Below are 25,014 nucleotides of genomic sequence, written 5' to 3' on the forward strand. Positions count from 1 at the left end.
CGACCGAGGTCCCGGTCATCCAGCCATAGATGATGAAGGTGATGGAGGGCGGGATCAGCAGCGCCGTCTCGGCGCTGGAGGCGATCAGGCCGAGCGAGAACTTTTCGCTGAAACCGGCCTTTCGCATCTCCGGATAGACGAGACGGCCCATGGCGGCGACCGTTGCCGGCGCCGAGCCCGAGACCGAGCCGAAAGCCATCGAACCGCCGACGATCGTGTAGCCGATGCCGCCCTTGCGATGGCCGAGCAGCGACTGGACGAGACCGGTCAGACGCTTCGCGATCTGCCCCTCGCCCATCAGTTCGGCAGCGAGAATGAAGAAGGGAATGGCAAGCAGGGTCGAGTGATTGATGCCGCCGACGATCTTCTGCACAACGACGGGGTCCGGCAGCGTGCCATAGAAGATCTGCTTGACCAGCAGCGCGGGCACGCCGAGCACGAGAAACATCTCGAAGCCCGCGACCAGCAGCGCAACGGCCAGCGCAACAATGAGGATAAGAAGGATCATGCCTCGTCGGGCTCCCGTGACGGTGTGCGCTCGATCAACCCGAGGAAACTCAGCAGGTAGCGCAGGGCGAGCAACCCGAAGCCGACCATGGGCGCGACGTAGATCCAGCCCATCTGCAGGCCGAGCGTCGGGCTTTTCTGCCCCGAGCCGAAGACGAAGAGGGTCATCTTCCAGCTGAGCCAGACGACATAGAGCGCAAAGAGAAACCCGACGGCGTCGATGATCCGGCGGATGGGCAGGCCGCTCGCGGCGGCGATGCGGTCACGCCAGGTGTCGACGGCGACATGTCGGCCGATCTCCAGCGCATAGCCGATGGCGAGAAAGACCAGGTAGAGGTTCATCAGCCGAACCGCTTCCTCGATCCAGCCGAGGCTGGTGGCAAGGGGACTGCCCGAGGTGCGTACGACGACATTGACGAAGTAGAGCCCCACCATCGTCAGGAATATCAGGACCAGCGCCGACCGCTCTACGGTGCGCAGGATCGAGAGGGCATTGCGCATTGACCTTCTCCGGAATTCCGCTGGAGGGACCGACCTGCCCGTCGCCAGGCGGCGGGCAGGTCGGGCAGAGACGGGCGCGGTCCGGGCCGCGCCCGCATGCGGGTGTGCCGGCGCTTACTTGCCGAGCGCGGCGTATTCCTGCTCGTAGAGAAGGACGAGCTGCAGGCCTTCCTCGGCGGCGCCCTGCACATAGGCGTCGCGGGCGGGCGGATACATCGCCTCGCGGAACGCGACCTTCTCCTCGGCCGAGAGCTCGCGGACGTCGACGCCGGCGGCCTTGATCTCCTCAAGCGAGGCGGCGACAGCAGCCTTCTTGTGGGCGATGAGATCCGGGATCACCTCGGCGAAAGCCTCGGTGATGACCGTGCGATGCTCTTCCGGCAGGCTGGACCAGAAGGTCGGGTTGAAGAGGATCACGTCCTCCATCGCGCCATGGTTGGAGACCACCAGGTGCTTCTGCACCTCGTAGAACTTCATCGCGCGAATGGTGTCGAGCGGGTTCTCCTGGGCATCGACCACGCCGGTCTGCAGCGAGGTGTAGAGCTCGCCGAAGGGCAGCGCGATGGCCGAGGCGCCGACCGCCTTGAACTGCTCGATCAGGATGTTGGAATCCATCACGCGGAACTTCTGGCCGGAGAAGTCCTCCATCGACGCCAGCGGCTTGTTGGAGGTGAAGTTCTTCTTGCCGTTCGGCCACAGCATCAGGCACTCGACGCCGCGGCTGTCGAAGGATTCGCACAGCGCCTCGCCGAACGGGCCGGAGCGCAGGGCCTGGGCCTTTTCGTCGTCCTCGGGAAGCAGGAAGGGGATGTCGAGGATCGAGATTGCCGGATTGAAGCCGCCGAGGAAGGCGGCAGGAGCGACCGTCGCCTCGAGCGAGCCGAGCTGGACGCCCTCGGTCATCTCACGCTGCCCGCCGAGCTGGCCTTGCGGGAAGATCTGGAACTCGACCGCACCGCCGGTCCGTTCGGCGACCAGCGCCGCGACCTTCTCCAGGTGCACGTGGCGGGACTGCTGCGTCGACTCCAGATGGCCGATCTTGGCGACGAAATCCGCCGCGAAGGCGCCGGAGGAAAACGCAACGCCGGCAACGGCAAGGATCGCCGTCGTCGCCAGCTTGCGAATTGCCGGCTTTCCGATTGAATGTGTCATAGGGCTCCACCTCTTTTTGGCACGGGAAACATTCTTGCTTCTTGGCGCGGAACACGCGCGGAAGGAAGCAGCGTATTGAGCAGTCCGGACCATGTCAATAATTCATCTCAAAAATGAGACAATTGGACATTTGATCCAAGAACTGATTATCATGCACTAATTGAGCCGTGCAATTGATCTCCGGCGGCCCGGCCAGGAATATGCGTCCCGGCAAGGGATATCTCGAAGTCCACGGGAACACGCATTGACCCAGGAAGACACAATCCGGTTCAGCGATATCGGCGCCCGGCTGCGTGCCTATCGCCTCGGAAAGGGCCTGACCCCCGACGCCCTGGCGGAAAAGCTCGGCATTTCCCGCGCCGCGCTCTACCGCGCCGAGAAGGGCGAGATCCGCAAGATCGAGATGCTGAACTCGATCGCCGACGAACTGGGCGTCTCGCTGCCGAGCCTGCTTGGCGTCGGCGTCGAATATGTCAGCACCGCCATCGGCTTCTTCGAACGCATGCGACAGATGGAGGACGAGTGCCAGCAGATCATCGGGCTTTTCGGCCCCATGTCCTACCTGCTCACGTCCGACGCCTATGACGACATCCTCAAGGAAGTGCTGAGCGAGTCCATTCCCGAAGGCACCGACCCGGACGGAGAGGCCGCCGAGGCGGTCGGCAGACTCGTCAACATCCTGCGGGCACGCAAGGAGGCCTTCCGCCTGCGCCGGCCGCTGATCGTCAGCCTGATCTCCTCCGCCGACCTCGAACGCTTCCTCCTGCACGGGCTTATCGGCCGTCACGACCTGCCGGCCGCGACCGTCGACTGCCGCCGCCTGATGGCGCGGCGAGAGACGGAATATCTCCTGGCCATGCTGCGCGAGCAGCCGATCGGCATCCAGATCGGCATCGTGCGCGAACCGGTGCCGGCCACAAGTTTCCAGATCTTCCGCCAGACAAGCCGTTCGGTGCTGGCGATCAGCCCGTTCCGGCTGGGCGAGCAGCCCAATGTGCGCCTCGGTGTCGCCCTGATCACGTCGGCGACGGAGGCAATGACGCTGCACGAGACCATTGCGGAGCGGCTGTGGGGCAACGCGCTGAAGGGGGCGGATGCGGCCGCCTATCTCGAGGCGCTGATCGACAAATACGCGATCGCGCCCTGAACTTTGGACCCGGCGTTGCGGGCATGACCGGCTGCCCGGCGAAACCTGCGCAAGGTAGCTGTACCGCGCTCACGAAAACACGGTTCACGGACACCCGGCCTGGGAGCGCACGGCAAACATCGTCAGATCGCTGGTGGCCGAGGCACCGCCGTCAAGCGGCAGCACATGCCCGGTGATATAACGCGCCGAGGATCCCGTCAGGAAGGCGACCGCCGCCGCGACGTCCCCGCCCTCACCCACCCGGCGCATCGGCGAAGCGGCCGCGAAGACGTCCCGAACAGGATTCCCGTTGCCCATCCCGCGGCCGGTCGGCCCCGGAGCCACGGCATTGATGGTGATCGATCTCGGGCCCAGTTCCGTCGCCGCAGCCCGGATGAACGCTTCGAGCCCGCCCTTGGAGGCGGCGTAGGCGGCCCGACACGGCCCCCCTCGTTGCCCGTGGCAGGACGAAAGGTGCACGATCGCTCCACCTGCCGCTCCGATCACCTCGCCCGCCGCCTTGGTGATGCGGAACGCGCCGACAAGGTTGATATCGAGAACCCGGGCGAATTCCCCTGCTTCAAGATCCTCGATACGGGACCGGGAAACGATGCCGGCGGCGTTCACGACCACATCCACGCCCCCGAGACGCTCGCAAGCTTCGGCGAGTGCCGCGGTGACGGAGACACTGGACGACAGATCCACCTGTGCCGACCAGTCCTGCGCGTGGCCGCGTAGCGCCATCGCATCAAGGTCCAGCAAGGCGAGCCTGTCGCCGCGCTCTCGCAACGAAGCAGCTATTGCCGCCCCCAACTCGCCCGCTGCACCGAACACGACAGATCTTAGCATTCTTATTATCCGATTATGATTTCATAATCATATTACGATCATAAATCATATTTACAATCAATAATATCCGTCATAGTTTCAGGGTGTTAGACGGCGGGATGTCGCGATGCCAGACAAGGAGGCATCGTGGGGAGGGCAGGCTCGGTGGGGGAGCAACGCAAATCGGTGAGCACTGCGCTGTCGGACCGCATCCGCCGCGACATCTCCCTTGGCATCATCCCGGCCGGCTCGCGTTTGAACATCGATGCGCTGAAACGGGAGCACAAGATTTCCCATCCTTCCGTGCGCGAAGCGCTGTCGATGCTCGTCGGAGAGGGCATTGTCGGCGCCGCCGAAGGCAAGGGCTTCTTCGTCCAGGATTTCTCCCCCGAGGAACAGAGCGACATCGCACGGGTGCGGGCCGAACTCGAATGCCTTGCCTTCGCCTGGTCGGTGAAGGAGAGCGATCGCAACTGGCGGGCCGCGATTGTTGCCGCGCATCACGCATTGCAGGAGGTGGAGCAGGAACTGATTCTCGATCCCGTCGGCTTCGCGCTGGAGTGGGACGAACGCAACGCCAACTTCCACATCGCACTGACACAGAATTGCGGCTCGCCTCGCCTGCTGGACCTTGTGACCCAGCATTACGAGCTAGGACGCCGCCATCGTTTGGCTGCCCATGCGCTCGCCATCCCGGAAGACGAGAGGCGCTCATGGGTCGAAACGAGTGCGCAGGAGCATGCCGAACTGAAGGATGCCGCGCTTGAGGGCGATACCGCGAGAGGCCAGACCCTGTTGCGAAGCCATATCACCAAGAGCGCGAACAAATACTCCGCACTCATACGTTCGATGAGCAGCTCAAAAAACGTCGAATGACAGCATGTCGACGCAAACCTGAAGAGAGGAAATCAACATGAACATCTCGAAATTCCTGAAAACCGCGGCTTTCGCAGCCGTGGTTGCAACGGCGGGTGCCGCCAATGCGCAGGATCTCAAGTTCTTTACCATCGGCACGGGCGGCACCGCGGCGACCTACTATCCGGTCGGCGGCGTCATCGCCAACGCGATTTCCAACCCGCCCGGCTCGCGCCCCTGCGAGGAAGGCGGCAGCTGCGGCGTGCCCGGCCTGATCGCCTCGGCCGTGTCCTCGCGCGGCTCCGTCGACAACCTCAACGCCATCTCCTCCGGCCTGCGCAACTCGGGCTTCGCCCAGTCGGACGTCGCCTATTGGGCCTTCACCGGCACCGGCACGATGGATGGCCAGGCGCCGGCCGACAAGCTGCGGGCCATCGCCGCGCTGTTTCCCGAACATATCCACCTGGTGGCGCTGGCCGATAGCGGCATCGATTCCGTCGCCGACCTGAAGGGCAAGCGCGTCTCGCTCGACGAGCCGGGCTCGGGCACCTATGTGGACGCAAACCTGATCCTCGAGTCGGCCGGCCTTGGCGTCAGCGACATCAATGCCGAGGCGCTGAAGCCGGACGCGGCGGGCGATGCCCTTCGCAACGGCCAGATCGACGCGTTCTTCTTTGTCGGCGGCTACCCGACCGGCGCCATCGTCGAGCTGGCCTCCGCCGTCAAGATCAAGCTCGTTCCGATCAAGGGCGACGGCGCGGACGCGCTCATCGGCAAGTACGGCTTCTTCTCGTCCTCCGACATTCCGGAAGGTGCCTATGAGGGCGTGCCGGCAACCACGACCGTCGCGGTCGGCGCCCAGTGGATCACCAGCGCGGACGAATCCGAGGAGCTGGTCTACGGGATCACCAAGGCGCTGTGGAACGACAACACCCGCAAGCTTCTCGATACCGGCCACGCCAAGGGCAAGGCGATCACCAAGGAAACGGCGCTGAACGGCATCGGCATCCCGCTTCATCCGGGCGCCGAGAAGTTCTACCGCGAAGCCGGCCTGCTGAAGTAATCTCCCCGAGATCGGATGCCCCCGGAAGCGCACACCGCGTTTCCGGGGTTTTCCATGCAAAGGATCGACCATGGTCTCCGCCCCCACCCTTTCCGCCGAAGAGCTCGCCGAAATCGAGCGCAAGTTCGATCCCGAGACGGCCTTCCGTCCGGTCGGACCACGCATCGGGCCGCTGATCACGGGCCTGCTGGCGATCATGTCGATCTACCATTTCTATGCTGCGGGCTTCGCACTGATCCCCGAGCTGATGCACCGGGCGATCCATCTTTCCTTTGTCCTCGGCCTGGTCTTCCTGCTGTTTTCCTGGCGCACGTTCTCGCAGGGCGAGATGCTGCCCAACCGCTGGTACCGGGTGGAAGGCATTCCCTATGTCGACATGCTTCTGGCCGTGCTCGCCGTTGGCGCGGCGATGTACCTGCCGCTTCAATCACCCCAGACGCTGGCCATCCGCGTCGGCAACCCTGCTCCCGTCGACATCTTCTTCGGCTCCGCGCTGATCCTGCTGACGCTGGAGGCAACCCGGCGCTCGGTCGGCATCACCCTGCCGATCATCGCCCTGCTGTTCATGGGCTTTGCCCTGTTCGGCCCCTGGATGCCCGGCCCGCTGAAGCATGGCGGCACCTCCTGGCTCGGTCTCGTCAACCATCTCTACATGACCAACCAGGGCATCTACGGCATCGCCATCGGCGTGATGGCCAAATACGTATTCCTGTTCATCGTCTTCGGCGTGCTGGCCACCCGCATCGGCCTGGGTCAGCTGTTCATCGATGTCGCCATGGTCGTGGCCGGCCGCTATTCCGGCGGACCTGCCAAGGTGGCTGTCTTTTCCTCCGCCTTCATGGGCACGATTTCCGGCTCGTCGATCGCCAATACGGTGACCACCGGCGCCCTCACCATCCCGGCGATGATGCGCGTCGGCTATCCGCCGCGCTTCGCCGCGGCGGTCGAGGCAACCGCCTCCACGGGCGGACAGATCACGCCGCCGATCCTCGGCGCGGCCGCCTTCATCATGGTGGAATACCTGCAGATCCCCTTGCGCGACGTGCTGGCGGCGGCGCTGTTTCCCGCGCTTCTGCACTATTTCGGCATCCTGACGATGGTGCATCTGGAGGCCAAGCGCCTCGGCCTGCGCGGTCTCAGCGCGGCGGAGCTGCCGAAGTTCGGCGTCGTCCTCAAGCAGCACTGGCTCTCGATCATTCCGCTGATCGTCCTCGTCTACCTGATCCTCTCCGGCCGGACACCCGACTATGCCGCCGTCTACGGGATCATCGCCTGCGTCGTTGTCGGCGTGCTCAATCCGGTCAACCGGCTGACGCCGCTCGATCTTTGGAACGCGCTCGCGGCAGGTGCAAAGAACACGCTGGCCGTGGGCGCGGCGGCCGCGACAGTCGGCATCGTCGTCGGGGTGGTGACGCTGACCGGCGTCGGCTTCCGCCTCGGCTACATGATTGTCCAGACCGCCAACGATATCGGCGCGGTCTTCGGCGGCCTCTGGCCCCTGTCGGCCTTCACCGTCGCCCAGTGGACGCTGTTCGTCTCGCTGATCATGATCGCCATTGCCTGCATCATCATGGGCGCCGGCATCCCCACCACCGCGACCTACATCATCCTGGTCGCTGTCGCCGCGCCCGCGCTTGCGGTGCAGCAGGTGGAGCCGCTGGTGGCGCATTTCTTCGTGTTCTACTACGGCGTCCTGGCGGACATCACGCCGCCGGTGGCGCTGGCCGCCTATGCGGCCGCCGGAATTTCCGGCTCAAATCCGTTCCAGACCGGCAACACCGCCTTTCGCCTTGGCATCGCCAAGGCGCTGGTGCCCTTCGTCTTCGTCTATTCGCCCTCGCTCCTGCTTGTGGCCGCCGACTTCAGCTGGTCGGCCTTCGCCGTCACCCTGACAGGGGCGATGCTCGGCATCGGCTGTCTCGGCGTCGCCTTCTCCGGCTACCTGCTGGCGCCGATGGGCAAATGGGAGCGCTGGTGGACCGGCGCCGTGGCCTTCCTGTTCATCGCTCCCGGCCTTGCGACCATGGCCGTGGGGCTCGCCCTGCTCGCCCCGGTCATCCTCCTGCAGGTGAAGGAAAAACGGGCACAGGCGGCCGCCATCACCTGACCAATCGGCACATTGCGCCTGCGGGAGACCCTGCCGCAGGCGTTTTTTCCAGCCGCTCCAGGCGCTTTCATCTCCAGTGTCGTCGAAGCGGAATCGGAGAATCGAGAGCCTTCGCACTGAAGAAGCCGAGGCCTACCCCCGTCGTCTGCGTCGCCGGCCGCCCTCGCCGTCTTCACCACCAGCGGGAGCGGCGGCTGGCGGTGACACAAGCGGGCCGATGCGCGCGATGACGTCGGCAACGCCTGGCCTTGTGCCGGCCTCGTGCGTGTCGATGGCCCCGCGCATCGCCGCAAGGTGCGCATAGGAGGTGCCGCAGCAGCCGCCGATGATGCGGGCGCCGGCATCCATCGCGAGCCGCGCATAGTCGGCCATCAGCTCCGGCGTGCCGGTATAGACCACCTCGTCGCCGCGAATGACCGGAATGCCGCAATTGGCCTTGGCGATGACGACGGCGCCGGGATAGGCGGCGGTGATTTCCAGCACCGCCGCGAGCAGGTCGGAGGCGCCGACGCCGCAATTGGAGCCATAGGCGACGGGCGTGCAGGCGAACTCGCCGGCAAGTTGTCCGAGACCGGCCGGCGGCAGGCCCATCATGGTGCGCCCGGCCGTGTCGAAACTGGCAGTGACGACGAAAGGCATGCCGACCTTCGCGGCGGCTTCCGCAGCGGCGCGCATCTCCTCGCCTGCCGACATGGTCTCGATCCAGGCGACATCGGCGCCGCCCGCCTTCAGCCCCTCGATCTGTTCGGCAAAGGCCTTGACCGCGTCCTCATGCGTCAAGGCACCGAGCGGCACGAACAACTCGCCGGTCGGACCCACCGAGCCGCCGACGATGACGTCGCGCCCGGATGCCTCCGCCACTTCGCGGGCAAGCTCGGCCGCCGCCTTGTTGAGCTCGTGCACGCGGCCCTCGAGCCTGTGCAGCTTGAGGCGGTGGCGGTTGGCGCCGAACGTGTTGGTCAGGATGATGTCGGCGCCCGCCTCGACGAAATTGCGGTGCAGGGTGCGGATCTTCTCCGGCTGGGTGACGTTCCACTCCTCCGGCGGATCGCCGGAGGTCAGACCCATGTCGAAGAGGTTGGTGCCGGTCGCCCCGTCGGCGAGCAGCGTGCCCTTTTCCGCAAGCAACGCCTCAAGCGCGTTCATCGTCATTCCTTTCCAGCTTCAGCTGCGCGGCTTCAGGTTCTGCGGATCGTAGAGCGGTGCGTAGCCGACGCCTGCGACCTCGACCGGGAAGGTTTCGGCGAAATACTCCACGTTCAGCTTGCGGCCGACCTGACAGTACTCCCTGGGCAGGTAGGCGAGCGCGATGTTCCTGCCCACGGTCGGGCCATAGGCGATGGAGGTCGTGTAGGAAATCCGCCCCAGTTCGTCGACCAGCGTCTTTCCGGTTTCGGGGTCCATCACCGGCAGGTTGCCGACGGGGAAGCGCGCGACGCCGCTCGCATCCACATTGTCGGTCATGACCAGCGTACAGAGCATGGCCGGCTGATGGTCCCGCGCCCGGTATTCCAGATGCTTCGCCTTGCCCCGGAAGTCGGCCTCCTTGACCTTCGGCCGGGCGAGATCCGCCTCATAGAGGTTGTACTGGGTCAGGAGGTCGGCATTCTGCAGGCGCAGCGACTTTTCCAGACGGCGCGAATTGGCATAGGTCTCGACCCCGACGGCGATGACCCCGAGCGAGCGCAACGCATCCCAGACGGCAAGGCCGTCCTCGTATTTCATGTGCAGCTCCCAGCCCTGCTCGCCGACATAGGAGAGCCTGAGCGCCATCACATCGCATCCCGCAATCCCGATCTGGCGGATGGCGGCGAAGGGGAAGTTTTCCGGATCGAGGCCGGCCGGATCGGCGACGGCCTTCTTCAGGTTCTCGCGCGCGTTCGGGCCCCAGATGCCGATGGTCGTGTAGCGCTCGCTGACATCGGTGACGGTGACGTCGAAGCCCTTGTCCTGCGCCACCCGCTTCACATAGTGGAAGTCGCGCGGGCCGGCATCGGCACCGTCGACGATGCGGCAGCGGTCGGCCATGCGGAACACGGTGAGATCGGCGCGCACCATCCCCTCGTCGTCGAGGAAATGGGTGTAGATGCCCTTGCCGACATTGCCGTCGCCGCCGATCTTCGCGGCGCAGAGCCATTCCAGAAGTTCGACATGATCCGGGCCCTCGACCTCGAACATGTAGAAATGCGAGAGGTTGATGATCCCGCAATCCTCGCTCAGGGCCAGGTGTTCGGCATTCGACACCCGCCAGAAGTGTCTGTTGTCCCACTCGTTTTCCCGAACCGGCACCCGGTCGCCGTACGTTTCCAGAAGGTGCTGGTTGGCGGCATATCCATGGGCACGCTCCCAGCCGCCGAGCTCCATGAAATACCCGCCGAGTTCGACCTCGCGCTCGTGGAAGGGTGAGCGCTTGACGCCGCGCCCGCTCGCATAGGGTTCGCGCGGATGGATCGCGGGATAGTAGATCTTCTGCGCCGCCTCGTAGCAGCGTCCCTCGATGAACTCTTCCGTGAGCTGATGCGGATAGAAGCGCGCATAGTCGATGGCCGCGTGGTCGATGCCGGTGCGCCCGTCGGTGATCCAGTCGGCGATCAGCTTGCCGTAGCCGGGCGCGTCCTTGACCCAGATGGCGACGCAATACCAGAGGCCCCGCACCTTCTGGCTTTCGCCGCAGGACGGGCCGCCGGCGGCGGAGACCTGCAGGAGCCCGTTGAAGGAATGCCCCTCGTTGTAGCCGAGTTCGCCGAGGATCGGCGTCAGTTCCATGGCGCGCTCCAGCGGCTCGATGACCTGTTCCATCTCCAGATCGCGCTGCGAGGGCGACAGGCGCGCCTCGTTCTTCTCCAGCAGGTCGCGCGGATGGCACATGCGCGGATGGGTGGTCTCGTAATAGCCCCACTCGATCTGGCCGCCATCGGCCGTCTTCGGATCACCGGTGTCGCGCATATAGGCGGAGTTGCCCTGGTCGCGCAGCAGCGGATGGCCGATGTCCTTGCCGGTCCCCTCGAACGCGTTGAAGGGACCGAAGAAGGTGAGCGGATGGTCGACCGGCATGACCGGCAGGTCCTCGCCGACCATTTCGGCGATGAGACGTCCCCACAGGCCGGCGCAGACGATCACGTGATCGGCATGGATGGTCCCGCGATGGGTGACGACGCCCGCGATGCGGCCGCCCTCCACCACGAGCGACGTCGCCGGCGTGTTGGCGAAGGCCTTCAGCTTGCCGGTCTTCTCGCCCTCGTCGACGAGCTTGCCGGCAACCGTCTGCGAGCGCGGGATGACGAGGCCGGCATCGGGATCGAACAGGCCGCCCTGGACCTGGTCCTCCTCGATCAGCGGGAACAGCGCCTTGATCTCCGCCGGGGTGACGAGACGCGCCCGGGTGCCGAAAGCCTTGCCTGAAGTCACCTTGCGACGGATCTCCTCCATCCAGGTGTCGTCGCCGGTTCGCGCCACCTCAAGACCGCCGATCCGCTCGTAATGGCCCATGCGCTCGAAGAAATCGACCGAGTAGAGCGACGTCCAGGTCGACAGGAAATCGTGGCTGGTCGTGTAGCAGAAGTCGGAGGCGTGCGCCGTCGAGCCGATATCGGTCGGAATGCCGGACTTGTCGATGCCGACAATGTCGGTCCAGCCGCGCCCGATGAGATGGTGCGCGATCGACGCGCCGACGATGCCCCCCAGACCGACGATGACGATTTGTGCCTTGTCAGGAAACGCTGACATCCTTCATCCCTCTTGCATGGACGCGGCGCGGCAGGCCTGCCGACGCGCTCCCTCGCCACGAAGTATCGCCATGGAGCGCGACGCCCGGTGGCCTGATTGCGTCATGCAGGCATCGCCGCGACGACACGCGCCCGCCAAAATGACGGCGCCGGGAAGATGCCGGGCGCGGCCCGGACACAGAGAGAGCTGTTGACAGGCAACCCGGGCTGACCTATCGGCAATTGCTGGTTGAGGGGGGCCGAACCGATGATTTTTCGCCATGCCGTACTGATCGTGTCCGCCATCGGCCTTGCCGCATGCCAGACGACCAAGCCGATCGCGATGAGCGTCAGCTACCAACCGACCAGCCCGACCGCGACGCATGGCGACGTGCTGGCGGAGGCCCGGGCTCAGGGGCAGAACATTCCGCAGCTCAGGGGCACGGAGTTCATCACGGTCCGCAGCTATCACTATACGCTGCACAAGGAGAGCGGCACGGGCATCAAGGAAGAGATGACCGGCGCCGAGTGCAAGCTGGAGAGCGACGGCTACACCGCAAGCTTTCGCACACCGGCCCAGGTCAAGGTGCCCAATTACGGCTATGCCTCCCGTCCGGTCTCGGTGCGCTGTGACGCGCCCGGCTACAAGACAGGCTTCGCCAATGCGAAGGCCGAGAACGAGACGCGCAAGAAGATCTACCAGAGCGGCTCCGGTGCCGGCCTGATTGGTTTGATGACGGCGGCCATCATCGATGCCGCCAACTCCGAAGACAACGACGACTTCAAGTATCCGCTGATCTCCGTGACGATGAACCGGGAAGATTGCGACAGCTCCCGGCTCGGCTGCCGCGCCCAGTAATCCGGGCAGCCTCAGGAGCAGCTGCTCCCCTTGCCATGACGCTTTTAGAGAATCGGACGACGCATTCGCGCCGCAGCCCCCTCTCGCCCCGGCGCAAAGTGACGCGAACGGGCGCCGACGCCTCGCAGCGACAACGAAGGGCTTGCAGCGGATGAGTGAACAGGAAGCACGCGCGGCACGGCGCGGACGGGCAGCCCGGACGGAAAAACGGCGCGGATCGCAAGCGGCAGGCGCCCTGCCCTACATCTCGCGCAACCTGCCCGTCTACGACATTCTCAGTGACGAGGGCGCGGAACTGATCGAGGCGAATGCCGACCGGCTGCTGGCCGAGATCGGCCTCGAGTTCCGCGACGATCCCGAAACCATCGCCATCTGGAAGGCGGCCGGAGCCGAGGTTTCCGGCGAACGTGTGCGCTTTCCCAAGGGCATGCTGCGCGAACTGGTGAAGACCGCGCCGGCGCAGTTCGTCCAGCACGCCCGCAACCCGGAGCGCAACGTCGTCATCGGCGGCAACAACACGGTCTTTGCGCCGGTTTACGGCCCGCCTTTCGTGACCGATCTCGATTCCGGCCGGCGCTACGGCACCATCGAGGACTTCCGCAATTTCGTGAAGCTGACCTATGCCTCGCCCTGGCTGCATCATTCGGGCGGCACCGTGTGCGAACCCGTCGACCTGCCGGTCAACAAGCGGCATTTCGACATGGTCTATGCACACCTCAAGTATTCGGACAAGCCGTTCATGGGATCGGTGACCGCGCCGGAACGCGCCAGCGATTCGGTCCGCATGGCGCAGATCGTCTTCGGCGAGGAGTTCGTCGACAACAATTGCGTGATGATCCAGCTGATCAACGCCAACTCTCCGCTCGTCTACGACGCCACCATGCTCGGCGCGCTGAAGGTCTATGCAGCGGCCAACCAGGCCTGCATCGTCTCGCCTTTCATCCTGGCCGGCGCCATGAGCCCGGTGACAGTAGCCGGCACGCTATCTCAGGTGCTCGCCGAGGCGCTGGCCGGCTGCGCGCTGACCCAGTTGGTGCGTCCCGGCGCGCCGGTGGTTTTCGGCGCCTTCGTGTCCTCGATCTCGATGCAGTCGGGCGCCCCGACCTTCGGCTCGCCGGAAGGCAGCCTGTTGCTCAACGGCGCGGCCAAGCTGGCGCGCCGCGCCGGCCTGCCGTTCCGGTCAGGAGGCTCGTTCACGGCGTCCAAGACGCCGGATGCCCAGTCGGCACAGGAATCGGCGCAGACCATCCTGGCGACGCTGCTGTCGGGAGTGAACTTCGCCCTGCACGCCGCCGGCTGGCTGGAGGGAGGGCTTTGCTCGTCCTACGAGAAATTCGTCATGGACGCCGACCAGCTCGGCATGATGCACGTGCTGGCCAAGGGCATCGACCTGTCCGACGAGGCGCAGGCGATGGATGCACTCGCGGAGGTCGGTCCGGGCGGTCATTTCCTCGGCGCGGCGCACACGCAACGCAACTTCGAGACCGCTTTCTACCGCTCGGAGATCGCCGACAACAACTCCTTCGAGCAGTGGAGCGCCGATGGCGGCCTGGACGCCGCATGGCGGGCGAACCGCAAATGGAAGCAGATGCTCGCCTCCTACGAGGCGCCGCCGCTGGCCCCTGATATCGACGAAGCCCTGATCTCTTTCATGGCCGCGCGGAAAGCTGAGTTCCCGGACAGTAACGTCTAGGAAAAGAAGAAAAAATATCTCATTTACAATGACGCCCTTAGAGATCAAAGATAACATCAAATATACAGGGCACTAACACCAAAAAAGCTCTCTTCAGCACGGCATTTTTCGCTGCGCTGCAAGAGGGCTTTGTTTTTTCAATACATTTCAAATATTTTTTTACACACCCCCTTTCAATTCCTGTCATTATTTGCTTATGTAAGCCCATCGACAGGGTAGCCAAGCGAGCCGAAAAGAGTTCGCAAGAGGGGAACAGGAGAGAACGTGCCGTCAATTCGGCGCGAATGCCTGTCCCTTTTCGACTTTTGCTTAGGGGCAACGATGACAGAGACACGCGGCGCTTCAGTCCGTTACGAGAACGTGCAAAAAAGCTATGACGGGGAAACACTCGTCGTCAAAAATCTGAACCTTGACATTCCGCCGGGCGAATTTCTCACCATGCTCGGCCCGTCCGGCTCCGGCAAAACGACCTGCCTGATGATGCTGGCAGGTTTCGAGCCCGCCACCCACGGCGAAATTTTCCTGAACGACAGCCCGATCAACAATGTGCCCCCGCACAAGCGCGGCATCGGGATGGTGTTCCAGAACTACGCCCTCTTCCCGCACATGAGCGTTGCGGAGAATCTCGCGTTCCCGCTGCAGGTACGCGGCATGAACAGGGCGGATCAGGAAAAGAAGGTGCAGCGGGCGCTGGAAATGGTCGAGCTGGGCGAGTTCGGATCGCGTCGTCCGGCGCAGCTGTCCGGCGGACAGCAACAGCGTGTGGCCGTTGCCCGCGCGCTGGTCTTCGAGCCGGAACTCGTGTTGATGGACGAGCCTCTGGGCGCGCTCGACAAGCAGTTGCGCGAGCAGATGCAGTACGAGATCAAGCACATCCACGAGAACATCGGCGTGTCGATCGTCTATGTGACGCATGACCAGACCGAGGCCCTGACGATGTCGGACCGGGTCGCGGTGTTCAACGACGGCATCATCCAGCAGCTGTCGAGCCCGGATGCGCTTTACGAGAACCCGCAGAACTCTTTCGTTGCCCAGTTCATCGGCGAGAACAACAAGCTCTCCGGGACGGTGACAGAGGTTACCGGGGACACCTGCGCGGTGAAACTCGATGACGGCACGGTGCTGAAGGCCGATGCCGTCAATATCGAAGGTGTGGGATCGCGCACGACAATCTCGCTGCGCCCCGAACGTGTCGAGTTCGACACGCACGAGCAGATGGACAATCTGGTCAAGGGCCGCATCGAGGAAATGATCTATCTCGGCGACCACATCCGCGTGCGGATGAACGTCGCCGACAACAAGGAATTCATTGTCAAGGTTCGCAATCGCGGTGAAAAGCGCGACCTGCGGACCGGTCAGACAGTGGAGATCGGCTGGGCCGCGAGCGACTGCAAGGCGCTTGACGCCGTCGCCTGATGCGCGACCCGGATCGAAAGACTGCGGCGCCCGGCAAGGGCTGCCGCTCATTTTTCGGGGCACGGCCCCGGACGAACTCAAGAAACCAGGGGATCAATATGACCTTCAAGACACTCCTGCTTGCAGGTGCTGCAACCGCGATGATGACGACGGGCGCCAGCGCCGTCGATCTCACCATCGTCTCGTGGGGCGGCGCCTACTCGAATTCGCAGAACGAGGCCTATCACAAGCCCTACATGGCTGCGAACCCGGACGTCACGATCATCAATGACGAAAGCTCGAACGAGGCGGTGGCCAAGCTGCGCGCCATGAACGAGGCCGGCAACGTCACCTGGGATCTCGTCGACGTGGTGGCTTCCGACGCCATCCGCCTGTGCGACGAAGGCCTCGCCATGGAGATCAACCACGACGAGATGCTGGCCAAGGCGCCGGACGGCACGCCGGCCTCCGAGGACTTCGGCGACCTGATCGTGTCCGATTGCTACATTCCGCAGATCGTCTATTCGACGACCTTCGGTTACCGCACGGACGTCGCCGAGTGGAACGGCAAGGAGCCGGACGACATCTGCGACGTGTTCGACCTGGAGAACTTCCCGGGCAAGCGTTCGCTCGAGAAGCGTCCGATCAACAACATGGAATGGGCTCTCCTGTGCGACGGCGTCGCCAAGGACGAAGTCTACAGCATGCTGGAGACCGAGGAAGGCGTGAACCGCGCCCTTGCCAAGCTCGGCACCATCAAGGACCAGACGGTCTGGTGGTCGGCCGGCGCCGAGACGCCGCAGCTTCTCGCCGATGGCGAAGTGGTGATCGGCTCGACCTACAATGGCCGCCTGTTCTCGCTGATCGAAGAGCAGAAGCAGCCGGTGAAGATGCTGTGGGACGCGCAGGTGTTCGACCTTGACGGCTGGATCGTCCCGGCCGGCCTGCCGAAGGAGCGCCTCGACGCGGTGTTGAAGTATCTCCACTTCGCCACCGACACGCAGCGCCTCGCCGACCAGGCCAAGTACATCTCCTATGGCCCGGCCCGCAAGTCCTCGGCTCCGCTCGTCGGCAAGCACGCGGAACTCGGCATCGAGATGGGTCCGCATATGCCGACCGATCCGGCCAATGCCACCAACACGTTCCTCTACAATTACGAGTGGTGGGCGGACTATCGCGACGACCTGGACGCCAAGTTCCAGGCCTGGCTCGCTGGCTAAGCTCTTGATGAAAGGGGCCTGATCCCCTTCATCCTGCAACCTGCCGCGGCGGATCCGGTCCGCCGCGGCCCCTCAATCCCCTGTTCCCCGACAAGCCTGCGCGCCAGATCCTGCGCAAGCTCTTCCGGGACCAGGCACCAGCGGACCTGACGGGCCCGCTCCCGCCTTCCACCGGCGCGTTCTGACGAGGCGCCGACCGCGGCCGAAACGGACACGGATGATGACGAGCGACACCACAGCGAACACCGACGCCGGCAACGGCACGCAGACGGAAGTGCTGACCACGCGGGACGGAATCCCGCTCAAGGTCAGCCTTGCCAAGGCCTTGAGGCGGGAGAAGCTGCGTTCGCTGGCGCTTATCGCGCCGCTGCTGGTCTTCATCCTGATCACCTTCGCCGCGCCGATCGCCGACATGCTGTTCCGCTCCGTGGAAAACGGCATCGTTTCGGACACGCTGCCGAAAACCGTGAAGGCGCTGTCGTCATGGGAGGCGGATTCGCCCCAGACGCCCGGCGAGCCTGTGTTCAAGGCCCTTTACGAGGACCTTCTGGTCGCCACCGAGCAGAAGACCCATACGCGGCTCGGCTCGCGGCTCAACTACGAAGCATCCGGCATGTCGAGCCTGTTCCGCAGGACCGGACGGCGCGTCAGCAGGATGGACGAGGCCGGACCGTTCAAGGAGCAGTTCATCGCCGCCGCCGACGGATGGGGCGAGCTTGAAACCTGGCAGGTGCTGAAGCGCTATTCCCCGACCATCACGTCCGGCTACTTCCTCAACGCGGCGGACATGGAGCTGACCGCGGACGGCGTCTCGATGAAGCCGGAGAACGAGCGGATCTATCTCTACCTGTTCTGGCGCACGCTGCTTTTGTCGCTGACCATCACCTTCTCCTGCCTTTTGCTCGGATATCCGGTCGCCTTCCTGCTGGCGGCACTGCCGGCGCGCTCGGCCAACCTTTTGATGATCCTCGTGCTTCTGCCGTTCTGGACATCGCTTCTGGTGCGCACCTCGGCGTGGAAGGTGCTGCTGCAGCAGCAGGGCGTGATCAACGACTTCCTTGTCGCGATCGGCATCGTCGGCGACGCCAACCGGCTGGTGATGATCAACAACCAGACAGGCACGGTCATCGCCATGACGCATATCCTGCTGCCTTTCATGATCCTGCCGCTCTATTCCGTGATGAAGACCGTGTCGCCGACCTATGTGCGGGCCGCCAAGAGCCTCGGCGCGACCGACTGGACCGCCTTCTGGCGGGTCTACTTCCCGCAAACGGTGCCCGGCATCGGCGCCGGTTCGATCCTCGTCTTCATTCTGGCGATCGGTTACTACATCACGCCGGAACTGGTCGGTGGCACCAGCGGCATCTTCATCTCCAACCGCATCGCCTACCACATCTCGTCGTCGCTCAACTGGGGACTGGCGGCCGCGCTCGGCGTGATCCTGCTTGGTGCGGTGATGCTGCTGTTCTACGTCTACGACAAGATCGTGGGCATCGATAACGTCAAGCTCGGTTGAGGAGACCAAGAAAAACATGTCCGCTCTTCCAGCCTATGCATCCACCGGCCAGCGCGCCTGGCACTATACGTTCCGCACCATCTGCGGGTTGATCTTCTTTTTCCTGATCTTCCCGATCCTGGTGATCCTGCCCCTGTCGTTCAACGCGCAGGACTTCTTCACCTTCACCAAGGAAATGCTGGCCTTCGACCCGGCCGGCTACTCGCTGAAGCATTACGAAGACTTCTTCACCAATCCCGACTGGCAGCAGGCGATGCGGAATTCCTTCACCATCGCCCCGGTGGCAACGCTGCTTGCGACCTCTTTCGGGACGCTCGCCGCGATCGGCCTGTCGCAGAGCCACGTGCCCTATCGTTCGGCGATCATGGCGGTGCTGATCTCGCCGATGATCGTGCCGCTCATCATCTCTGCCGCGGGCATGTATTTCTTCTATTCCCGCATCGGACTGCAGGGAACCTATGTGGGCGTGGTGCTTGCCCACGCGGCACTCGGCACGCCCTTCGTCATCATCACGGTGACGGCGACGCTGGTCGGCTTCGACCGGAGCCTGGTGCGGGCGGCGGCGAGCCTTGGCGCCAACCCGGTGACCACCTTCTTCAAGGTGCAGATGCCGTTGATCGTGCCGGGCGTCGTCTCGGGCGCGCTGTTCGCCTTCATCACCTCCTTCGACGAAGTGGTGGTGGTGCTTTTCCTCGGCTCCGCCGGACAGAAGACCCTGCCCTGGCAGATGTTTACGGGCCTGCGCGAGCAGATCTCCCCGACCATCCTGGCCGTTGCCTCGCTGATGGTGGCGATTTCCATCGCGCTGCTGACGGTGCTGGAACTGCTGCGCCGGCGCTCCGAACGGCTGCGCGGCCTCACCCCGTCGTGATGTCGATCCGGCTCCCGTCCTGACCGGGGGGAGCCGGAAAGTCGCGACAGAACACTGCCGGATTTTGCAATTTCAGCGGCAAAATTTCGAAAATTTGCACCAGAATTTTTCGAAATTGCACTTTGGAATATCACGGCCGGCCGCACAGTCGCCGACCAACCGAAAACGGGTCATGCGCCCCTCTCCTTTCCGAGCCGGTGACGGAACGCCAGTCACCGGGCGACCCGCGAGCCAACAGGTTCCAGGGTCCGGCGGCGCACCCCGACAGAAGACGCAAGGCCTGGCGGGCCGGTTCCTCGCGAACCGGCCCGTTTTTGTTGGCGGTCCGGGAAACGGGGGCAACAACAGGAGACTGCGATGAACGACGATCTGGCAAGAACGATGCGCTGGCACAATGGCGAGAAGGCGTGGTCACCCTTTTCGCCGGCCGAGATGGACGGACGGCAGGCGGCGATGCGGGCGGTGATGGCCAGGCGCGACATCGACGCGGCGCTTTTCACCTCCTATCACAACATCTGTTACCTCTCCGGCTTCCTCTATTGCCAGTTCGGGCGGCGCTACGGGCTGGTGCTCGACCAGACGACGGCAACGACCGTCGCCGCCGCGATCGACGGCGGCCAGCCGTGGCGGCGCAGCCATGGCGATGCGCTGACCTATACCGACTGGCAGCGCGACAACTACTTTCACGCCGTGCGGCAACTGACGCCGGGCGTGCGCCGGCTCGGCATCGAGTTCGATCATGTGACACTGGAAACGCTGGCCATGCTCGAAGCCGCCCTGCCGGGTGTCGAACTGATCGATATCGCCAGCGACGCGATGCGGCTGAGGACGATCAAGTCGGCGGAGGAACAGGCGCTGATCCGGCACGGCACGCGGATCTGCGACATTGGCGGGGCGGCGGTGGTGCAGGCGGTCGCCGCAGGCGTCCCGGAGCACGAGGTGGCGCTTGCCGGGACGCAGGCGATGGTGCGGGAGATCGCGGCAAGCTTTCCCTTCGCCGAACTGATGGACAGCTGGACCTGGTTCCAGTCAGGTCCCAATACCGACGGCGCCCACAATCCGGTGACCAACCGCATCGTGCAATCGGGCGATATCCTGTCGCTCAACTGCTTTCCGATGATCTTCGGCTACTACACGGCGCTGGAGCGCACCCTGTTCTGCGATCATGTTCCGGACGCGCATCTGCGGCTCTGGGAGGTCAATTGCCAGGTGCACCGGCGCGGGCTGGAACTGATCCGCCCCGGCGCGCGCTGCCGCGACATTGCCGCCGAACTCAACGAGATCTACCGCTCGCACGACCTCTTGCGCTACCGCTCGTTCGGCTACGGCCACTCCTTCGGGGTGCTCAGCCACTATTACGGGCGCGAGGCGGCGGTGGAACTCAGGGAAGACATCGACACGGTGCTGGAACCGGGCATGGTGGTGTCGATGGAACCGATGATCATGATCCCGGAAGGCATGCCTGGCGCCGGCGGCTATCGCGAGCACGACATCCTGATCGTGCAGGAGGACGGCGCGGAAAACATCACCGGATTCCCCTTTGGACCGGAGCACAACGTCGTCGGCAAAGGTAGCTAGAGCCCGACAGGGTCGCAGGCGGAACGTGCGGCGGGGCGTTGCCCCGCCTCACACCCGCCTCACATCATCGCCGTCGGCTCGGCAACGCGATAGCCGAATTCAAGGGCGGCATCTGTCAGCCATTCGATCAGGGCATCGGCAAGGCTGGACGGCACCAGAAGGTCGAAGCCTTCCTCGTTGCGGCGCAGGATGATGACGGGGATCTGGTGGATGACCGCCTGGGCGAGCGAGCCGGGCGGGAAGGCACGCGGATCGAAGTCGATCGCCACCGCCTTGTTGAGGAGCGCTGCCACCTGGGAACCGCCGACATGCAGCGCGCGGCGCGCCGGGCCGAGATCGACCACCGCCGCATCGTCGGTGTCGAGCGCCTCGTCGACACGCGCGGTCTCCTCGGGCGAGGCGGCAACGTAGATGAAGCGGCCGAAGGCAACCCACCCGACCAACGCCGTATCGCTCTCGCTGAAGCGGCCCGGACGGCCCGGCAGGATCGTGCCGGCAAGCTCCGACAAGCGGTTGGCGACCGGCTCCAGCCGGTTCGGCCAGGCGCCGACCTCGAGCACGGCGGCGATCTGCAGTTCGCGCAAGAGGATGGCGGGTTCGGCGGCGCCGGCGGTCTCGCCCGGCACGAGCCGCCCGACCACGGGACGCGCCGCGTGTGCCCCCTTGTCGGTGTCCGCGGCCGCGCCGGACGGCGCGTCCGTCTGCGGTGCGGCGGTGGTATCGGCGTCTTGCGGCGCGTTCGGCGCGCCATTGTCGACGTCAGACATGCATTCGGCTCCCGTCGGGGTCGTAGAAGCAAGGAACAGTGACCGTCACCGCCACCCGCTCGTCCTTCAGCGGAAAGGCCGCCTCGAGCGCTTCGCCGTGGCGTTCGCGCCCGCCCGAGAGGAAGGCAAGCGCTATATGGGCCTTGAGGGCCGGCGACCAAGTCACGGCGGTGACATGCCCCAGACTCGCCCCTCCACCGCGCGCGGTCAAGTGGCTGCCGGCACGGATGGGGATCCCGTCGCTCGACACCAGTCCGACCATCACGGGGCGGGCCGGATCGACGAGTGCGGGACGCAAGGTCATCGCCGAACCGATATAGGGTTTGCGCTGCGACGCCATGCCGCCAAGTCCGACATCGGCAAGGGTGGTGCGGCCGTCCATTTCCGCCCCCGTGATGTGCCCCTTCTCGATGCGCAGCGTGCCCAGCGCCTCCAGGCCATAGGGCGCGATTCGCTCGGGGCGGCCGGCGGCGAGCAGCGCTTCCCACACGGCAAGGCCGGCCGGCCAGTCGCAGAAGACCTCGTAGGCAAGTTCGCCGGAAAAGGAGAGCCGCGCGATCCTCACCTCATGCGGGCCGATGCGGCCCCGCACGATGCCCATATGCGGACAGGCCTCGTTCGAGACATCCCCGTCGGTCAGTGCGGCCTGCAACACCTTGCGCGCGGCGGGACCGGCAATCGCCATGGCCGCGAACCGGTCGGTGACGGAGGTGACGTGGACGCGCAGCTCCGGCCAGACGACCTCAAGGTAGTGCTCCATATGGGCGAGCACCGGCCCGGCATTGGCGGTCGTCGTGGTGACGAGAAAGCGGTTTTCGGCAAGCCGCCAGGCGGTGCCGTCGTCGAACATGATGCCATCCTCGCGCAGCATGACGCCGTAGCGCGCCTTGCCGACGGGAAGCCTGGCAAAACCGTTGGCATAGAGCCGGTTGAGAAACTCCGCCGCGTCCGGGCCTTGCACGTCGATCTTGCCAAGCGTCGATACGTCGACGAGGCCGACGCCCTCGCGCACCATGGTCGCCTCGCGGACATAGGCCTCGCGCAGGGTCTCGCCCGCCCGGAAATAGGCGCGCGGGCGCATCCAGATGCCGGCCGACATCATTTCCGCTCCCTGGGCAAGATGCCAGTCATGCATGGGCGTGCGGCGCAAGGGCGCGAAGTGATGGCCGGTCTCGCGCCCGGCAAGCGCGCCAATCGCCACCGCCGTATAGGGCATGCGGAACCGGGTGGTGCCGACCTGCGGAACGCTCAAGCCACGCGCCCTCGCCATCAGCGCGATGGCGTTGACATTCGAGGTCTTGCCCTGGTCGGCGGCCATGCCGAGCGTCGTGTAGCGCTTCAGGTGCTCTACCGAACGAAAGCCCTCGCGGTTCGACAGCTCGATATCGTCGGCGGTGACATCGTGCTGGAAGTCGACAAAACGCTTGGCACGCCCGCCCGCCGGCACGTCGAAGACGGGAAGCGGATACTCGGCCCCGGCAGCGCCCTCCAGGCCCGGCAATGGCGACAGGCTCCCCTTGCCCGCGCCGCAGGCGGCAGCCGCTGCAAGGCCGGCGTCGCGGCCGCCTTCCAGGCATGCGGCAAGGTCGAGCGCGCCGGCGGCGGCGCCGCAGGCGGTCCAGGCCTCACGCGGGGTGCCGGGAACGAATGACTGCAGCTGCTCGTCGAAAACCGGCGGGCTGCCCGCCTGGCTCGCCAGATGCACGCTCGGGGTCCAGCCGCCGGCGACCAGCAGCGCATCGCATGAGGGCTGCATGATATTGGCGCCGAGCGCCCCGGAGACCGGGTCGAAGCCGCGAATGTCGACACCGGCAAGCGCCTTGCGCCCGCGTGTCGCGGCGACGACGGCGCCGGTTTCCAGCCGGATGCCGCGCGCGCCGAGGTCGGCCGCGAGAGCCGAGGGAATTTCCCGCCGGATGTCGACCACCGCCTTGATCGAAACGCCGAGCCGGTCGAGCGCAAGGGCCGTGCGCGCGCCCCCGTCATTGTTGGCGAAGATGACGACCGACCGACCGACGGCGACGCCATGACGCTGCGCATAGGCCAGGCCGGCGGAGGCAAGCATGACGCCGGGCGCGTCGTTGCCGGAAAAGACCAGCGGCCGCTCGATGGCGCCGGTGGCGAGCACCACATGGCGGGCGTGTATGGTCCAGTGACGCTGGCGCGGCTCGTGCGGCTCGGGCGCCGGCTTGTGATCCGCGACCCGCTCGACGGCGCCCAGCACGTTGCCGTCGAAATAGCCGTAGACGGTGGTGCGGGGCATGACACGGACACCGTGACGCTCCAGCTCGTGCAGTTCATGCGCGATCCAGTCGGCGGCGGAGCGACCGTCAAGGGTCGCCCCGTCCTCGTGGAGCCGTCCGCCGGGGCGCGCATTCTCGTCGGCGAGGATGACCCTGAGGCCCTGCGCGGCGGCGACACGCGCGGCCATCAGCCCGGCGGGACCCGCGCCGACGACGAGCACGTCGCAGAAGGCGTTGCGCTTCTCGTAGCGGTCGGGATCGGCAAGATGGGTGCCGCGCCCGAGACCCGCCGCCTTGCGGATGAAGTGCTCGCAGAAATGCCAGGAAGCCTGACCGGTCCCCATGAAGGTCTTGTAGTAGAAGCCGGCCGAGAACAGCGGCGACAGCCGGTCATTCACCGCCATCATGTCGAAGGCGAGCGAGGGCCAGCGGTTCTGGCTCGACGCCTCCAGTCCCTCGTATAGCTCGGTCATGGTGGCGCGGGTGTTGGGTTCGTGGCGGGCGCCGGTGCGCATCGCGACCAGCGCATTGGCCTCCTCCGGACCGGCGCTCATGACGCCGCGCGGCCGGTGATACTTGAAGGAACGGCCGACCAGGACGCGCCCGGAGGCAAGCAGCGCCGAGGCGAGCGTGTCGCCGGCAAGGCCGTGCATCGGCTCACCGTCGAAGCGGAATGAGAACGGACGGTCGCGCTCGACATGGGCGCCGCCACGGGGCAGCCGGTAGCCGCTCATGTGCCCTGCCCTCCGAGACGGGCCGCATCGCCTGCGAAACGGCCGGCCATCTCCACGCCGGTGATCTCGTGGGTGAGCGTGTTGCGGGTGACGCGCAGCCAGTGACGGCAGCCGGCAATGTGGTGCCAGAGCTCGACATGGGACCCGCGCGGGTTCTCCCGGTCATAGACATAAGCGGCGAAGGGCTCGGTCTCGCGGGTCGCAAGATCCGGCCGGCGAAGGGTCCCGTCGCCGCCATAGGAGAACTCGGCAACGCCGCGCGGTCCGCAGCAGGGACAGTCGATGCGCATGGGCG

General features: G+C 65.1%; 20 protein-coding genes. 11 read left to right on the plus strand and 9 right to left on the minus strand.

Annotated features, from left to right (window positions below):
* From ACN0T5_RS12435 to ACN0T5_RS12445, 3 genes are all read right to left on the minus strand, one after another.
* On the minus strand, positions 1-508 hold a 508-nt coding region (locus tag ACN0T5_RS12435), incomplete at its 3' end, for a TRAP transporter large permease subunit (protein WP_417768919.1).
* Positions 505-1,008: a TRAP transporter small permease gene (locus ACN0T5_RS12440; RefSeq protein WP_417768920.1), complete on the minus strand. Its 504-nt coding sequence runs from the start codon at positions 1,006-1,008 to the stop codon at positions 505-507. The genes ACN0T5_RS12440 and ACN0T5_RS12435, both read right to left, overlap by 4 nt.
* A 114-nt stretch (positions 1,009-1,122) precedes the next feature.
* The gene (locus ACN0T5_RS12445) at positions 1,123-2,160 is read right to left on the minus strand and encodes a TRAP transporter substrate-binding protein (protein WP_417768921.1); all 1,038 of its coding nucleotides are present in this window, start codon (positions 2,158-2,160) and stop codon (positions 1,123-1,125) included.
* 244 nt (positions 2,161-2,404) lie between these two features.
* Here ACN0T5_RS12445 and ACN0T5_RS12450 point away from each other — a divergent pair, with 244 nt between their 5' ends.
* Positions 2,405-3,307 carry a helix-turn-helix domain-containing protein gene (locus ACN0T5_RS12450; RefSeq protein ID WP_417768922.1) on the plus strand — a complete coding sequence of 301 codons (903 nt, stop codon included), beginning with the start codon at positions 2,405-2,407 and terminating at the stop codon, positions 3,305-3,307.
* Between the two features lie 84 nt (positions 3,308-3,391).
* Here ACN0T5_RS12450 and ACN0T5_RS12455 read toward each other — a convergent pair whose 3' ends face one another.
* Positions 3,392-4,135, minus strand: a complete 744-nt coding sequence (locus ACN0T5_RS12455) for an SDR family NAD(P)-dependent oxidoreductase (protein WP_417768923.1) — start codon at positions 4,133-4,135, stop codon at positions 3,392-3,394.
* Positions 4,136-4,261: 126 nt separating this feature from the next.
* Here ACN0T5_RS12455 and ACN0T5_RS12460 point away from each other — a divergent pair, with 126 nt between their 5' ends.
* The 3 genes from ACN0T5_RS12460 (at position 4,262) to ACN0T5_RS12470 (ending at position 8,139) form a co-directional block, all read left to right on the plus strand.
* Positions 4,262-4,990, plus strand: a complete 729-nt coding sequence (locus tag ACN0T5_RS12460) for a GntR family transcriptional regulator (RefSeq protein ID WP_417768924.1) — start codon at positions 4,262-4,264, stop codon at positions 4,988-4,990.
* A 37-nt stretch (positions 4,991-5,027) separates the two neighbouring features.
* Complete coding sequence (locus ACN0T5_RS12465; protein WP_417768925.1) at positions 5,028-6,032, plus strand: TAXI family TRAP transporter solute-binding subunit; 1,005 nt, start codon at positions 5,028-5,030, stop codon at positions 6,030-6,032.
* A 70-nt stretch (positions 6,033-6,102) separates the two neighbouring features.
* A complete protein-coding gene (locus ACN0T5_RS12470; RefSeq protein ID WP_417768926.1) occupies positions 6,103-8,139 on the plus strand; it encodes a TRAP transporter permease in 2,037 nt (678 codons plus the stop codon).
* Between the two features lie 132 nt (positions 8,140-8,271).
* Here the strand turns inward: ACN0T5_RS12470 and bmt are convergent, their stop codons facing one another.
* Complete coding sequence (gene bmt, locus ACN0T5_RS12475; RefSeq protein ID WP_417768927.1) at positions 8,272-9,285, minus strand: betaine--homocysteine S-methyltransferase; 1,014 nt, start codon at positions 9,283-9,285, stop codon at positions 8,272-8,274.
* Positions 9,286-9,303: 18 nt separating this feature from the next.
* A complete protein-coding gene (locus ACN0T5_RS12480; RefSeq protein WP_417768928.1) occupies positions 9,304-11,865 on the minus strand; it encodes a GcvT family protein in 2,562 nt (853 codons plus the stop codon).
* A 246-nt stretch (positions 11,866-12,111) separates the two neighbouring features.
* On the opposite strand from ACN0T5_RS12480, the gene ACN0T5_RS12485 reads away from it, so the two are divergent.
* The 7 genes from ACN0T5_RS12485 to ACN0T5_RS12515 all read left to right on the plus strand — a co-directional run bounded on the left by ACN0T5_RS12485 (position 12,112) and on the right by ACN0T5_RS12515 (position 20,975).
* Complete coding sequence (locus ACN0T5_RS12485) at positions 12,112-12,702, plus strand: hypothetical protein (RefSeq protein ID WP_417768929.1); 591 nt, start codon at positions 12,112-12,114, stop codon at positions 12,700-12,702.
* A 151-nt stretch (positions 12,703-12,853) separates the two neighbouring features.
* Entirely contained in the window at positions 12,854-14,395 is a 1,542-nt protein-coding gene (locus tag ACN0T5_RS12490) for a trimethylamine methyltransferase family protein (protein ID WP_417768930.1), read from the plus strand.
* Between the two features lie 321 nt (positions 14,396-14,716).
* Positions 14,717-15,811 carry an ABC transporter ATP-binding protein gene (locus ACN0T5_RS12495; RefSeq protein WP_417768931.1) on the plus strand — a complete coding sequence of 365 codons (1,095 nt, stop codon included), beginning with the start codon at positions 14,717-14,719 and terminating at the stop codon, positions 15,809-15,811.
* A gap of 98 nt (positions 15,812-15,909) precedes the next feature.
* Complete coding sequence (locus ACN0T5_RS12500) at positions 15,910-17,010, plus strand: extracellular solute-binding protein (RefSeq protein WP_417768932.1); 1,101 nt, start codon at positions 15,910-15,912, stop codon at positions 17,008-17,010.
* 220 nt (positions 17,011-17,230) lie between these two features.
* On the plus strand, positions 17,231-18,526 hold the full coding sequence (locus ACN0T5_RS12505; RefSeq protein WP_417768933.1) for an ABC transporter permease: 1,296 nt from the start codon (positions 17,231-17,233) through the stop codon (positions 18,524-18,526).
* Positions 18,527-18,542: 16 nt separating this feature from the next.
* Positions 18,543-19,397: an ABC transporter permease gene (locus ACN0T5_RS12510; RefSeq protein ID WP_417768934.1), complete on the plus strand. Its 855-nt coding sequence runs from the start codon at positions 18,543-18,545 to the stop codon at positions 19,395-19,397.
* 357 nt (positions 19,398-19,754) lie between these two features.
* Positions 19,755-20,975: a M24 family metallopeptidase gene (locus ACN0T5_RS12515; RefSeq protein ID WP_417768935.1), complete on the plus strand. Its 1,221-nt coding sequence runs from the start codon at positions 19,755-19,757 to the stop codon at positions 20,973-20,975.
* A gap of 59 nt (positions 20,976-21,034) precedes the next feature.
* Here the strand turns inward: ACN0T5_RS12515 and ACN0T5_RS12520 are convergent, their stop codons facing one another.
* From ACN0T5_RS12520 to ACN0T5_RS12530, 3 genes are read right to left on the minus strand one after another with little or no spacing between them, the layout of a single operon-like run.
* Positions 21,035-21,742, minus strand: a complete 708-nt coding sequence (locus ACN0T5_RS12520) for a sarcosine oxidase subunit gamma (RefSeq protein ID WP_417768936.1) — start codon at positions 21,740-21,742, stop codon at positions 21,035-21,037.
* A complete protein-coding gene (locus ACN0T5_RS12525; RefSeq protein ID WP_417768937.1) occupies positions 21,735-24,719 on the minus strand; it encodes a sarcosine oxidase subunit alpha family protein in 2,985 nt (994 codons plus the stop codon). The genes ACN0T5_RS12520 and ACN0T5_RS12525 overlap by 8 nt, the downstream gene beginning before the upstream one ends.
* Complete coding sequence (locus tag ACN0T5_RS12530; RefSeq protein WP_417768938.1) at positions 24,716-25,009, minus strand: sarcosine oxidase subunit delta; 294 nt, start codon at positions 25,007-25,009, stop codon at positions 24,716-24,718. Before ACN0T5_RS12530 ends, ACN0T5_RS12525 begins: the two co-directional genes overlap by 4 nt.
* Positions 25,010-25,014: the final 5 nt, after the last annotated feature.

This window comes from Stappia sp. (assembly GCF_048261845.1).
Taxonomy (GTDB): domain Bacteria; phylum Pseudomonadota; class Alphaproteobacteria; order Rhizobiales; family Stappiaceae; genus Stappia.

Coding starts and splice junctions, on each gene's coding strand:
- ACN0T5_RS12440 (WP_417768920.1), bottom strand. CDS start 1,008: ATGCGCAATGCCCTCTCGATCCTGCGCACCGTAGAGCGGTCGGCGCTG.
- ACN0T5_RS12445 (WP_417768921.1), bottom strand. CDS start 2,160: ATGACACATTCAATCGGAAAGCCGGCAATTCGCAAGCTGGCGACGACG.
- ACN0T5_RS12455 (WP_417768923.1), bottom strand. CDS start 4,135: ATGCTAAGATCTGTCGTGTTCGGTGCAGCGGGCGAGTTGGGGGCGGCA.
- ACN0T5_RS12465 (WP_417768925.1), top strand. CDS start 5,028: ATGAACATCTCGAAATTCCTGAAAACCGCGGCTTTCGCAGCCGTGGTT.
- ACN0T5_RS12470 (WP_417768926.1), top strand. CDS start 6,103: ATGGTCTCCGCCCCCACCCTTTCCGCCGAAGAGCTCGCCGAAATCGAG.
- bmt (WP_417768927.1), bottom strand. CDS start 9,285: ATGAACGCGCTTGAGGCGTTGCTTGCGGAAAAGGGCACGCTGCTCGCC.
- ACN0T5_RS12480 (WP_417768928.1), bottom strand. CDS start 11,865: ATGTCAGCGTTTCCTGACAAGGCACAAATCGTCATCGTCGGTCTGGGG.
- ACN0T5_RS12485 (WP_417768929.1), top strand. CDS start 12,112: ATGATTTTTCGCCATGCCGTACTGATCGTGTCCGCCATCGGCCTTGCC.
- ACN0T5_RS12490 (WP_417768930.1), top strand. CDS start 12,854: ATGAGTGAACAGGAAGCACGCGCGGCACGGCGCGGACGGGCAGCCCGG.
- ACN0T5_RS12495 (WP_417768931.1), top strand. CDS start 14,717: ATGACAGAGACACGCGGCGCTTCAGTCCGTTACGAGAACGTGCAAAAA.
- ACN0T5_RS12500 (WP_417768932.1), top strand. CDS start 15,910: ATGACCTTCAAGACACTCCTGCTTGCAGGTGCTGCAACCGCGATGATG.
- ACN0T5_RS12505 (WP_417768933.1), top strand. CDS start 17,231: ATGACGAGCGACACCACAGCGAACACCGACGCCGGCAACGGCACGCAG.
- ACN0T5_RS12510 (WP_417768934.1), top strand. CDS start 18,543: ATGTCCGCTCTTCCAGCCTATGCATCCACCGGCCAGCGCGCCTGGCAC.
- ACN0T5_RS12515 (WP_417768935.1), top strand. CDS start 19,755: ATGAACGACGATCTGGCAAGAACGATGCGCTGGCACAATGGCGAGAAG.
- ACN0T5_RS12520 (WP_417768936.1), bottom strand. CDS start 21,742: ATGTCTGACGTCGACAATGGCGCGCCGAACGCGCCGCAAGACGCCGAT.
- ACN0T5_RS12525 (WP_417768937.1), bottom strand. CDS start 24,719: ATGAGCGGCTACCGGCTGCCCCGTGGCGGCGCCCATGTCGAGCGCGAC.
- ACN0T5_RS12530 (WP_417768938.1), bottom strand. CDS start 25,009: ATGCGCATCGACTGTCCCTGCTGCGGACCGCGCGGCGTTGCCGAGTTC.